The following is a 12,892-nucleotide window of genomic DNA, read 5'->3' on the forward strand; positions in this document are numbered from 1 at the left end:
GATGTTTCTATGAAATTCAATTCAACTTTCCTTATAATTCTTGCGTTTGTTCAATTTTCGTTTTCTCAGAATGTAGACGTTCCTCATGAAATAAAAGATCATATTAAAGCCCGTATAGATGAAGGTTTTAATCCTAGTGTAGCATTGGCTTATATAGATGGTGAAAACGTAATCTATTTTAACTATGGTGATACAGAAGTTGAAAATGGAAAGCGAGTAGATGAAAATACAGTTTATGAAATCGGTTCAATTTCTAAAGTTTTTACAACTATTATTCTTGCCGATGAAGTGCTAAAAGGAAACATGAATCTTAGTGATCCTATTTCAAAATACTTACCAAAAACGGTAACTGTGCCTCAGCGGAATGGAAAACAAATTACACTAAAAGATTTAGCAACACACACTTCTAGTTTGCCAAGAATGTCAGATAATTTTGAACCAGCAGATTATTCTAATCCATTTGCAGATTATTCAGCCGATTTACTTTATGAATTTTTATCGTCTTATGATTTGTTAAGAGATATAGGAACTCAGTATGAATATTCAAATTTAGGTATGGGGTTATTAGGTCATATTTTAGAATTACATACAGGTGAAACATATGAAGACTTAGTTAAAACAAGAATTACAAATCCACTTGGAATGAAAAGTACAGGTATTGTTTTAACAGAAGCCATGAAAGCGAAATTGGCCTTAGGACACAGTGAGCAGTTAGAAATTGTAAATAATTGGGATTTAAATGTATTAGCTGGTGCAGGTGCCATACGATCTACAACTAGCGATATGGTTAAATTTTTAAAAGCGAATACATCTACCAATGACACGTCATTAGATAAAGCCATGAAGTTAAGTCATCAAATTGCTTTTTCAGACGAAAGTGAAAGCTTTAATATTGCATTAGGATGGCACTTTGCGAACAGTAATACAATCATTTGGCATAATGGAGGTACTGGTGGTTACAGAGCTTTTACGGGTTTTTTAAATGATTTCAGTAAAGGCGTTGTAGTTTTAACTAATTCTGTTTCGACTGTTGATGCTATAGGAATGAAATTGTTGGACGCGCCATTACCTTTAGAATTACCAAAGAAATCGGAGTTTCCAGATGAAATAGAGGTTTCTGCAGCAGTTTTAGAAAATTATATAGGAGTATATCAATTGGCACCTACATTTTCATTGACCATTACAAGAAAAGAAAATCAACTTTTTTTACAAGCTACGAATCAACCACAATTTGAAATTTTTCCATCGGCAGAACATCAATTCTTTTTGAAAGTTGTTGAAGCAAGTATTACGTTTAGTACGAATGATACTGGTGAAATCAATGGTTTAACTTTACACCAAGGCGGACAGAATTTGCCTGGACATAAAGTAGAGTAGTTTTATTTTTAAACATTGATTTTAGAAATTATATTGAAAGTTATTTCTAATTTATTTTCTATCTTGTCTTTATTCTAAATATATACTAACAAATAATTCATCATTATGAATATCAAAAAACGAAATGTCTTTAGACTGTTGTCTCTAGCATTAATGACGTGTGCTTTTATAGTACCCCAAAATGTAGAAGCTCAGCGCAAAAAGAAAAAGAGTAAAACGGAAACGCCTGCGCCAACATCTAAAAAGGAAAAATCAATAAAAGAGCTTACCGAGTCAAGCAAGAAGATTGAAGGCCTTTTTACAATGTACAGAGATACTATTACAGGTAGTTTACAGATGGTTATTAGTGATGAACATTTAGATAAAGATTATATTCATTTTAATCAAGTTTCAAACGGAGTTACTGATGCTGGTAGATTTAGAGGAGCATATGGCGGATCAAAAGTTTTTAAAGTAAAGAAATACTACGATAAAATAGAATTTGTATCTCAAAACACATCCTTTTATTTTGATCCTGAAAGTGCCATTTCTAAATCCAAAGATGCTAATACGAGTGAAGGCATAATGGCAACAGTGAAAATTGAAGCCCATGATAAAAAAGAAGGTTTATATTTAATAAAAGCAGATGATTTATTCTTAAAAGAAACGTTTACTCAAGTTAAACCACCTCGTTTTCCAGGTGCTAGTCCAATGGCTTTTAGTCTTGGTAATTTAGATAAAACAAAGACAAAAATTAATGCAATAAATAATTATGAAGATAACACAAATCTTGAAGTTGAATATGTATACTCAAGTCCATCAGTATTAAACGGTGGGTCTCAAGCTATAACTGATGGTAGAAACGTAAGTATTAAGGTGTTTCATAGTTTAATTGCTATGCCAAAGAATGGTTATGAACCCCTTTTTGATGATCCTAGAGTGGGTTATTTTACGACACAAGTTAATGATCAAACAGCGACAAATTCTACTCCTTATAAAGATTTAGTTCATCGCTGGAATCTGGTTAAAAAAGATCCTGAAGTAGCAATTTCAGAACCTGTAAAGCCAATTACGTGGTGGATGGAAAATTCTACACCTGTAGAATGGAGAGAAACAATTAAGCAAGGCGTTTTAGAATGGAATAAAGCTTTTGAAAAAGCAGGATTTAAAAATGCCATGGTGGTAAAAATGCAACCAGATGATGCCGATTGGGATGCAGGAGATATTAACTATAACGTATTACGATGGACGTCTTCACCAAATCCACCTTTTGGAGGTTATGGACCAAGTTTTGTTAATCCAACAACAGGTGAGATCATTGGAGCAGACATTATGTTAGAATATGTACATTTTACCAATCGCGTTTTCTATGATCAGTTGTTTGATTTAGCAAAAGCAGATGTAGAGTTTAATCCATCAGATTATTTAAAAAAGAATGAAGTATTATGTTCTTTTGGGCATGTAATGCATGAAAACACGTTATTTGGACAAGCTTTAATAGAATCTACAACTGGCTCAGACCTTGAAATGGCTCGTATGAAGAAAGAGTCTATGTTAGCTTTGATTATGCATGAAGTTGGACATACGCTTGGTTTAAACCATAACATGAAAGCGAGTCAGTTATTTTCACCGGAACAGTTAGCAGATAAAGATTTTATTGAAGGTAAATGTTTAACAGGTTCTGTAATGGATTATGCAGGTATTAATATTACTAACGACAGATCTAAGCAAGGTCAGTATTACGATACATCAGTTGGTCCTTACGATGTTTGGGCTATTCAGTTTGGTTATACACCTTTTAACTCTGAAGACGAGAAAGTAGCGTTGCTTAACAGAAGTACAGAACCCGAATTAATATTTGGTAATGATGCTGATGATATGCGTTCGCCTGGTAAAGCAATCGACCCTAGAGTTATGATAGGAGATTTGTCTAATGATCAAATTGGGTATTCTATTGATAGAATTAAGTTAGTTGATAGTATGATGAGCGAGGTTAAAACGAAATTCTCTAAAACTGGAGAATCCTATCAAGAATTAAGACGTGCTTATTATTTGTTAAGTGGTCAACGTGCTACAGCTGTTAATGTAATTTCAAGATTTATTGGTGGTGTTTACGTAGATAGAGCCATGATAGGGCAAGAAGGAGGTACACAACCATATACACCAGTTAGTTTAGAAGATCAAAAACGTGCAATGAAAGCCTTAACAACATATGCTTTTGCGCCAACAGCTTTTAATGCCCCAAGTGATTTGTATAATGATTTAGCGATGCAACGTCGTGGTTTTGGTTTTATGAGAGGTACAGAAGACCCAAAAATTCATCAACAAGTTTTAACCTACCAAAAAAATGTAATAAGCCATGTTTTACATTACAATACGCTACAGAGAATTACGGATAGTGAGTTGTATGGTAATGAATACACTTTATCTCAGTTTATGACCGATTTAAATTCTGCCATTTTTAAAGCAGATATCTATAAAAATGTAAATTCTTTTAGACAAAATTTACAAATTTCGTATACCAATACGCTTATTGAAATGTTAACAGGAAAACAAAGTAGTCGTTATTCTAATAATGCCAAATCAATGGCGCTTTATAATTTAAAGCAAATTAGAACTATGGCTACACCGAGTGGTAATGTATCTAGTAAAGCTCATAAGGAACACTTACGCACATTAATTGACAATGCACTTAAAGAGGTAAAATAATTGCGAAACTTAAGCGCATAAAAAAAGCACAAATTGCATTTAATTTAGCAATTTGTGCTTTTTTATTCAAGCTTCTTTTTAGCCTTCAAAATCGATATCGTCCCCACCACCATTTCCTGGTCGATCAGGTCGCTCACGTTTATTTAGTTGCTGATTAAATCTATAAATAAAGGAAAGATTAACTTGGCGTTGTCTCCATTGAAATTCACCATCACGTCTAAAGAAATCTGTAGTGGTTACACTTTGGTATTTTCTAGAGTTTAATAAATCTCTAACGTTTAATGATAGAGTAGCTTTATTATTTAGTATTTCTTTACTAAGGGCTAAATCTAGAGAAAAGATACCTTCAGTCTCAGATTGTGCATCTTCTTGTGGTCCTCTGTAAAATGCACTAGTTTGCCAATCGATAGCTAATGGTAAGGTTACCTTAGAACTAAAACGAGCAAACCAACTTGTGTTTTTTGTGCTGTAATCTACACCATTAAAGTCTCCATCAGTTTCAAACTGAAAGAAATTAAAGCTAGAACTTAATCGCAACCATTTTTCAGGGGTGTACATAAGGCCTAATTCAGCTCCTGTACGCTTATTTGTAGAAAGGTTTATAGGAATAGTTCTAATGATGTCAATACCATCTGTTGTTTGTTGGCCTGTATTTTCTTGTACACGTTCAAATGAATCTGTTTCATGCTGATAATATATTGAAGACGTTAGTGTGATTTTTTCCCAACGCTTTAAGTAACCTAAATCAAAAGTGCTTGAAAAGGCCGGTTCTAAATTGGGGTTACCTTGCCATACGTTTGTTCTACTAGATCGTGATGGAAAAGGATTAATATACCGACCACGAGGACGGTTGATTCTTCTGTTAAAACCTAAAGTTATACTTTCTTCAATATCAGAATCTGGAGCTGTAAGATCATAAATAAGATTTACAGTAGGGAATAAGCCTAAATAATTTTTATCAAAGTCTGTGTCAATAGGAAATCCAAACTCTTCAACAAGTTCGTCTTCAGTTAATCGTGAATCAATTTTTCCTTTTAACTGAGTATTCTCTAGTCTTAGACCTAATAAAAATGAAAACTGACCAAACTTTGTTCCGTACTGTGTGTAAAGTGCATTTACATTTTCAGTGTAATCAAACACGTTTGAGATAGCCTCGTTGAGTTCTAGATCTCCAGTTGTAAGATTTTCTTGATCAAGTTGATAATCGGTATTGGTGTTTTTAAAATTACCACGATATCCCGCTTCAAATCGAGCATCTCCACCTAGAGGTAAAACATAATCAGCTTGAATTAAATATTCTTTTTGCTTTTCATCTGTAAATTCTTGTTCTATTTGAAAAGGAGAAGGATCTGTTTGGTTAGTGGTTACATAATTTTCATTTAAATAGGTGTAACCATCTTCAGAATCATTTTCAAATTGAAAATCTGCTGTTAACTTATGATCGCTATCGTCGCCAAAACGTTTTACATAATTTAAAGCAACTTGATAACTATTATCTTTTTCAGTTTCTTTTTCTCTACGACGCGTTTCTTCAATTAAAATGTTACTATCATTATAACGCTCACTTTTATTAATAGATACGTCCGCGTCTGTTCCGAAATTGTAGAATAAACTACCAGTAAGTGAAGACGATTCATTAAGGAAATATTCCATTCCAATATTCGTATTGTAATTTCTATTCAGTCTTTCAACGTCTTGATCTTCTATAATTCTTCGGTATTCTGGCGTAATGAGTTCACCATCAACAGTGCTATCAAAATATTCAACATCAGTATCACTGATTCGAGGTGCATCAAAATAACGCCATCCAAAATTAGAGAATAAGTTATATTTTTCTGTACGGTAATTTAAGGTCGCAGATACTCCAACATTATCTGGATTTCCTACGGTTAAATTCACTGAGCCATTAAATCCTAAAGTTTCTTTTTGTCTTAAAATAATATTTAAGATTCCAGCTGTACCTTCGGCATCATATCTGGCAGAAGGTGAGGTAATCACTTCAACACGTTCAATAGCTTCTGCTGGTAATTGACTTAAGATATTACTATCACCAAAACCAGCCATAGCAGAAGGTTTTCCGTTTATTAAAATACGTACGTTTTCATTACCTCTAAGGCTAATCGCTCCCTCTATATCGACATCAACAGATGGAACATTGTTAAGCGCATCACTTACAGTACCACCAGCAGTAGTTAAATCTTTACCAATATTATAAACTTTTTTGTCTAATTTTATTTCTACAGTAGTGCGCTCCGCAACGACCATAACTTCGTCTAAAGTGTCGACGTCTAATGCTAAGTTAATAATGCCTAAATCGGTGTCTTTAGTAATATTTTGTTCTGGGAAGCTTTTTGTTTTATAAGATATATATTCTACAGATATGATGTAAGAACCTTCAGGAACTTCAACTTTAAATTTACCTTTGGTATCGGTAATACCTCCAGTTATAATTTTGTTATCTGCCTTTGTCTTAATAACAACTGTCGCATATTCTAAAGGAATATTAGTGTCTTTTTCAATAACAGTACCTTCAATTTTAAAATCTTTTTGCGCAAAGGAAAAGGTGAATGAAAAAATAAGTAATAGTGTAGTTAAAATGTGTGATTTCATCGCAATGAGTTAGTATTTGATGCATTGATTAAATGCAAAAATACGTTTCATTGTTTTATATTTGGTTAATCTTCTGTTAAAGATAAATGGCTATAATTTATTAGAAGTTGCTAAAATTTCTTTAGTCTTTATTCTTGTTACGTTTTTCTTTTTTACGGTTTTTCTTCTTCTTTTTTACAACTTCTTTTTCATTAAAATCACCTTTAATTAGTACTTTAATTTTAGCCATGTCATCTTCAGAAATAAGCTCTTTCAGTTCTAAAAAGTGAGTGTCTTCTAAATTTTTTATGGCTGCATCACGATCAAGATGATGTTCAAATCTTGTTTTCAATAATGCCATTTTCTCATCGAGAAAACTATTTATGTTTAGTTTAATGATTTGCTTTTGAAAATCATCGGCCTCTAAAGTAGTTAAGAAATTACCGATATATTCTTCTTTGCGTTCTTCTGCTTCACGCTCGTACTTTGCAATTTCTTGTTCTGTAGGTTCTCTATTAGATTGAGCATTGATATTTAAACTTAAGAGAATTGTAAAAGATAATAAAAGGATCTTTTTCATGTGTTTGTGTTTATTGTTTTATGGTCACATGCTGTTCGCTTTTAATCATTTTCGTTAATGATAACATTTTGAACAGGCTCGTTTCATGCTTGCAAAGTTAAATAATTTCTTTTATTGCTTCTGGTGGTCTGCCAATTACGGCTTTATCTCCATTAATTACAATAGGGCGTTCAATTAGCTTTGGGTGATTAACCATAGCTGCAATAATTTCATTATCAGAAAGGGTTTTTCCTTTGTAATCCGATTTCCAAATAGCTTCGTTTTTTCGGATTAAATTTATAGGTTTTATACCCAATTTTATAATGATATCTTGTAATTCAACCGATGTTAAATCTTCTTCCAAATATCTTATGGTTTTAAATGCTTTACCGGATTCTTCTAATATAGAAAGGCCTTGTCTTGATTTGGAACATCTCGGGTTGTGGTATATTTCAATCATTTTATGCTGATTTTATTTTAATAACTATATTACAATTTTAATGCCGAATCTTCTTTTTGTCCCATCATCATTAAATAGGCTTTTAAAAAGGGTTCAATATCTCCATCCATTACAGCGTCTACATTTCCTGTTTCGTGAGCTGAGCGCACATCTTTAACTAATTTATACGGATGCATCACGTAATTTCGAATCTGACTTCCCCATTCAATTTTCATTTTCCCAGCTTCAATATCATCACGCTGTGCCATTTGCTTTTGTAGTTCAATTTCATACAATTGAGACTTCAACATTTGCATGGCTCTTGTCCTATTATCGTGTTGCGAGCGTGTTTCTGAACATTGAATTTGAATCCCTGAAGGTTTATGTAATAATTGCACTTTTGTTTCAACCTTATTTACATTCTGTCCACCAGCTCCACTAGATCTTGCCGTTGTAATTTCAATATCAGAAGGGTTGATGTCAATTTCAATAGAATCATCAACTAAAGGATATACGTAAACCGAAGCAAAACTTGTATGACGTTTAGCATTACTATCAAAAGGAGAAATTCGCACCAAACGATGTACTCCGTTTTCGCCTTTTAACCAACCGAATGCAAAATCTCCTTCAATTTCTAAAGTCACCGTTTTTATACCAGCAACATCTCCATCCTGAAGGTTAAGTTCCTTAACTTTAAAACCACTTTTTTCAGCATACATTAAGTACATACGCATTAGCATACTTGCCCAATCGCAAGATTCTGTTCCGCCAGCACCAGCTGTAATTTGTAAAACAGCACTTAAACTATCTCCTTCTTCGGAAAGCATGTTTTTGAATTCTAATTTTTCAATCGCATTAACGGCAGCTTCAAAACGAGCTTCTACATTTTCCATCGGAGCTTCGTCTTCCTTATAGAATTCGTAAATGACTTCTAAATCTTCAAAAAGCGACTTAGCGTCGTTATAATCGTTAACCCAACTCTTTTTCTCTCGAATGGATTTCATAATCAATTCGGCAGCTTTGGAATCATTCCAGAAATTAGGGTCAAAAGTTTGCTCTTCTTCGTTAGCGATTTCTATGAGCTTAGCATCTAAGTCAAAGATATTGTCTAAGTACGTCTAGACGGGAATTGAGATCTTTTATTTGATCTGATGTTATCATAAATAAGAATAATTTATGCAAATATAAGTTGCCTGATTAAAGTGCCATAATTTTGAATCGGTTTTTTGGAAATTGTGTAGTTTTATGTTTTAGAATTAAGACGATAAATATGATAATAGATTTAAGAAGTGATACGGTTACTAAACCTTCAAAAGATATGTTAACTGCTATGATGTCGGCACCCGTGGGAGATGATGTTTTTAGAGAGGATCCAACGGTTAATGAATTGGAAGACCGTTTAGCCAAAATGTTTGGTAAAGAAAAAGCCTTATTTTTTCCTTCTGGAAGTATGGCGAATCAGGTTGCAATTAAATTACATACTAATCCTAGTGAACAAGTGATTTGCGATAAATACGCACATATTTATAATTATGAAGTTGGAGGAGTAGCGTTTCACAGTGGTGTATCTTGCAAACTCATTGATGGTAAACGAGGTATGTTTACGGCAGAGCAAGTAAAAGAAGCCATTAACCCTTCAGAATATTATTACAGTCAAACGAGTTTGGTTGAGGTAGAAAATACCACGAATAAAGGAGGAGGAGCGTGTTGGGATTTTCAAGAGCTCGAAAAGATTAAGCAAGTTTGCAAAACCAATAACCTAGGATTTCATTTAGATGGAGCACGCTTATGGAATGCCATGGTTGCCAAAAATGAAACAACGTTGCAATACGGAAATACCTTTGATACCATTTCTGTCTGTTTAAGTAAAGGTTTAGGTTGCCCAGTTGGTTCTGTGTTGGTAGGTGGTGAAGAGATTATGAAAAAATCTCTCAGTTTAAGAAAACTCTTTGGAGGTAATATGCGACAAATTGGCTATTTAGCTGCAGCTGGTTTATTCGCCCTAGATAATAATATTGAACGACTTGCAGACGATCACAAAAGGGCTAAAGAAATAGGAGCAGCGTTATCCAAATTATCCATAATTAAAAAAGTAGAACCTATAGAAACCAATATTGTCATTTTTGAATTAAATGATGGTGTAGATGAAGCACAATTTCTGAATAACTTAAAAGAAAAGAATATCCATATAATTGGAATGGGAAGTAATAAATTGAGAATGGTCACACATTTAGACTATACAGACCAAATGCATGAGAAATTTCTAGGAATTTTACAAACACTAGCTTTGTGATAACAGTTTATAAGAATAGAACATACTTTGTAATGAGTACAGTTATTGTTTTAATTATGCTCTATGGTAGTTTCCTTTTGGTGCAATTTTTAAATTGGAATACAATTTGGTTTTATGCATCAATTCCTTTTACAATAATATATGTAATTGCAAACTTCTTTATTTTACCTAATCGACCAGATTTGTTGGATAAACCATCTATGTTTAATATTGGAAAATATCAAATTGCTATAAATAATATTAGCAATTTGATAATCCTATTATTGCCTCTTATGAAGATTTACGAATATAAGGTTATAGACAATACATCAATGTCTGAAATTTCCTTTATTTATTGGACTTTATTCGCTCTAATGTGTCTTAGTTCAATTATCGTAAGAATAACAACTAAGAAGTTATCAGATTAAAAACTATTTAAACATATCCATACCCGGAATACTCGGCATACCTTCTTTAGCAACAGCAGCAACTTCAGTTTCGTGCACATTGGTTGCTTTTTCAATTGCTTTGTTAATGGTTAAGATTAAATAATCTTCCAACATATCTTTATCTTGAAGTAATTCGTCAGCAATGTCAATAGATTTTAGAGTTCTATTGGCTGTAATAGTTACTTTAAGTTTATTGTCGCTACTTGCTTCGTCAATTAAAACGGTATGCAAACGCTCTTTTGTTTCTTCAACTTTCTTTTGAGCTTCTTTTAATTTACCCATCATGCCCATCATATCTCCAAACATATTCTTATCTTTTAAATTATTGAGACACAAAATTACTAAATTGCGCCTCCTTAAGACAAAATTTCACGAAAAAAATGATTAAGAAATCTGATATCAATCCACCTATTGCCAAGAAAATTCCACATCAAATAGAGAAACATGGAGATATTCGTGTGGATAATTATTTTTGGATGAAAGACAGAGAACATCCGGAAGTGATTGATTATCTAAATGCTGAAAACGCGTTTTGTGATAACGAAATGGCACATACTAAGGATTTTCAGTCGGATTTGTTTGAAGAAATGAAATCTAGAATCAAAGAAAATGATTCATCAGTACCATATAAATATAATGGCTATTGGTACATTACTAAATTTGAAAAAGGAAAAGATTATCCAATTTATACACGTAAAAAAGACAGTTTAGATAATCCGGAAGACTTATTATTTGATTGTAATGTGATGGCTGAAGGGGAATCGTATTTCAAATTAGCAGGCATTAGTATTAGTCCAGATAATAAATTAGTCTCTTACGGAATTGATAACACAGGGCGACGAAACTATAATATCTTCATTAAGGATTTAAAAACTCATGAAGTCGCTTCCGATAGAATTGAAAGTACTACGGGCTCTTCAAGTTGGGCAAATGATAATACAACGTTGTTCTACACTAAGAAGGATGAAGTGACTCTAAGAGCATTTCAAATTTATAAACATCGCTTAGGAGATAAATCTGAAGACGAACTTGTTTTTCAAGAAGGAGATGATACGTTTGGTGCTGCGGTTTATAAATCAAAATCTAGAAAGTATATTATAATTGCGTGTTACAGTACGTTGACAAACGAATACCATATTTTGGATGCGGATAATCCTGAAGGAAAGTTTCAGGTATTTCAACCTAGAATTAGAGGTTTAGAATATAGTATTTCACATTACGATAATCATTTTTATATTCTGACAAATAAAGATAAAGCGACCAATTTCAAATTAATGAAAACGCCTGAATCTGATACAAACATTGAGAGTTGGAGCGACGTTATAGCACATAGAAAGGATGTGCTATTGGAAGGCATTGATATTTTTAAAGATTACTTGGTTATTAGCGAACGTAGCAACGGTTTAAACGAAATTAGAATTAAGCGTTGGGATGAAACTCAAGATTATTATTTGCCTTTTGATAATGAAACGTATACAGCTTATACTGGAACAAATGTAGATTTTGATACAGAGCTTTTACGTTATGGGTATAATTCTATGACAACGCCATCATCGGTAATTGAATTTAATATGCGTACCAAGTCTAAAACCATATTAAAAGAACAAGAAGTTTTAGATAAGAATTTTGATAAGGACAATTACATCTCAGAGCGTATTTGGGCAACAGCAGAGGATGGGACAAAAATCCCAATGTCTGTAGTGTACCGTAAAGGCATTAAAAAGGATGGTAAAAATCCATTATTACAATATGCTTATGGTAGTTATGGCTCTACTATGGATCCTTATTTTTCGACTATAAGATTAACCTTGTTAGATCGCGGATTTATCTATGTAATCACACATATTAGAGGCGGTGAATATTTGGGCAGACATTGGTATGAAGATGGAAAGTTACTGAACAAGAAAAATACATTTTCAGATTTTATAGCCTGTTCAGTGCATTTAATAAAGGAACGTTACACGTCTTCACAACATTTATATGCCATGGGAGGCAGTGCAGGTGGATTGTTAATGGGCGCTATAGTTAATACAGCACCAGAATTATACAATGGTATTATTGCAGCGGTTCCTTTTGTAGATGTGATAACAACGATGTTAGATGATTCTATTCCTTTAACGACAGGTGAGTATGATGAATGGGGAAACCCAAATGATAAACTTTATTATGATTATATAAAATCGTATTCGCCTTATGATAACGTAGAAGCGAAGGCGTATCCTAATATGTTGATCACCACAGGACTTCACGATTCGCAAGTGCAATATTGGGAACCAGCGAAATGGGTTGCTAAACTTAGAGAACTAAAAACTGATGCTAATAAATTATATCTCAAAACTAATATGGATGCTGGTCATGGTGGTGCTTCTGGACGTTTTGAAAGCTTAAAGGAGGATGCTGAAGAGTTTGCTTTTTTGCTTGATTTAGAAGGGATTTCAGTATAATACTCTTAGATGCTTTATTTTATTGCGATAAAGTGTTCTTTTTTTACCTCAGTTTCAGAATACAAAAAAACCGTA

The 12,892-nt window shown here is 33.1% G+C and carries 9 protein-coding genes; 4 read left to right on the forward strand and 5 right to left on the reverse strand.

Translation table 11 applies throughout. The features are described 5' to 3' along the window. Positions 1–9 precede the first annotated feature (9 nt). Positions 10–1,377, forward strand: a complete 1,368-nt coding sequence (locus HM992_RS11175) for a serine hydrolase (RefSeq protein ID WP_179319709.1) — start codon at positions 10–12, stop codon at positions 1,375–1,377. Positions 1,378–1,482: 105 nt separating this feature from the next. After that, on the forward strand, positions 1,483–4,065 hold the full coding sequence (locus HM992_RS11180) for a zinc-dependent metalloprotease (RefSeq protein ID WP_179319710.1): 2,583 nt from the start codon (positions 1,483–1,485) through the stop codon (positions 4,063–4,065). Positions 4,066–4,143: 78 nt separating this feature from the next. Here the strand turns inward: HM992_RS11180 and HM992_RS11185 are convergent, their stop codons facing one another. From HM992_RS11185 to prfB, 4 genes are all read right to left on the reverse strand, one after another. Beyond that, a complete protein-coding gene (locus HM992_RS11185) occupies positions 4,144–6,675 on the reverse strand; it encodes an outer membrane beta-barrel family protein (RefSeq protein WP_179319711.1) in 2,532 nt (843 codons plus the stop codon). 121 nt (positions 6,676–6,796) lie between these two features. Next, positions 6,797–7,234, reverse strand: a complete 438-nt coding sequence (locus tag HM992_RS11190; RefSeq protein ID WP_178985066.1) for a hypothetical protein — start codon at positions 7,232–7,234, stop codon at positions 6,797–6,799. Between the two features lie 97 nt (positions 7,235–7,331). Continuing rightward, positions 7,332–7,673: an arsenate reductase (glutaredoxin) gene (gene arsC, locus HM992_RS11195; protein ID WP_179319712.1), complete on the reverse strand. Its 342-nt coding sequence runs from the start codon at positions 7,671–7,673 to the stop codon at positions 7,332–7,334. Between the two features lie 29 nt (positions 7,674–7,702). Further along, positions 7,703–8,813, reverse strand: a protein-coding gene (gene prfB, locus HM992_RS11200; protein WP_179319713.1) for a peptide chain release factor 2 whose coding sequence is annotated in 2 segments (ribosomal slippage) — positions 7,703–8,749 and positions 8,751–8,813 — 1,110 coding nt in all. Because the reading frame shifts where the segments join, the coding sequence is not laid out codon by codon here. 109 nt (positions 8,814–8,922) lie between these two features. Between prfB and HM992_RS11205 the strand changes: the two genes are divergently transcribed. Continuing rightward, positions 8,923–9,945 (forward strand): threonine aldolase family protein, encoded by a 1,023-nt coding sequence (locus HM992_RS11205; RefSeq protein ID WP_179319714.1) that lies wholly within the window; start codon positions 8,923–8,925, stop codon positions 9,943–9,945. Positions 9,946–10,355: 410 nt separating this feature from the next. Here HM992_RS11205 and HM992_RS11210 read toward each other — a convergent pair whose 3' ends face one another. Continuing rightward, a complete protein-coding gene (locus HM992_RS11210) occupies positions 10,356–10,679 on the reverse strand; it encodes a YbaB/EbfC family nucleoid-associated protein (RefSeq protein WP_178985070.1) in 324 nt (107 codons plus the stop codon). A 74-nt stretch (positions 10,680–10,753) separates the two neighbouring features. Between HM992_RS11210 and HM992_RS11215 the strand changes: the two genes are divergently transcribed. Further along, entirely contained in the window at positions 10,754–12,817 is a 2,064-nt protein-coding gene (locus tag HM992_RS11215) for a S9 family peptidase (RefSeq protein ID WP_179319715.1), read from the forward strand. Positions 12,818–12,892 lie beyond the last annotated feature (75 nt).

It is taken from the genome of Winogradskyella helgolandensis, assembly GCF_013404085.1.
Taxonomy (GTDB): domain Bacteria; phylum Bacteroidota; class Bacteroidia; order Flavobacteriales; family Flavobacteriaceae; genus Winogradskyella; species Winogradskyella helgolandensis.

Bases quoted from the DNA above. Each gene is read 5' to 3' on its own strand.
- HM992_RS11175 (WP_179319709.1), top strand. From the start codon at position 10: ATGAAATTCAATTCAACTTTCCTTATAATTCTTGCGTTTGTTCAATTT.
- HM992_RS11180 (WP_179319710.1), top strand. From the start codon at position 1,483: ATGAATATCAAAAAACGAAATGTCTTTAGACTGTTGTCTCTAGCATTA.
- HM992_RS11185 (WP_179319711.1), bottom strand. From the start codon at position 6,675: ATGAAATCACACATTTTAACTACACTATTACTTATTTTTTCATTCACC.
- HM992_RS11190 (WP_178985066.1), bottom strand. From the start codon at position 7,234: ATGAAAAAGATCCTTTTATTATCTTTTACAATTCTCTTAAGTTTAAAT.
- arsC (WP_179319712.1), bottom strand. From the start codon at position 7,673: ATGATTGAAATATACCACAACCCGAGATGTTCCAAATCAAGACAAGGC.
- HM992_RS11205 (WP_179319714.1), top strand. From the start codon at position 8,923: ATGATAATAGATTTAAGAAGTGATACGGTTACTAAACCTTCAAAAGAT.
- HM992_RS11210 (WP_178985070.1), bottom strand. From the start codon at position 10,679: ATGTTTGGAGATATGATGGGCATGATGGGTAAATTAAAAGAAGCTCAA.
- HM992_RS11215 (WP_179319715.1), top strand. From the start codon at position 10,754: ATGATTAAGAAATCTGATATCAATCCACCTATTGCCAAGAAAATTCCA.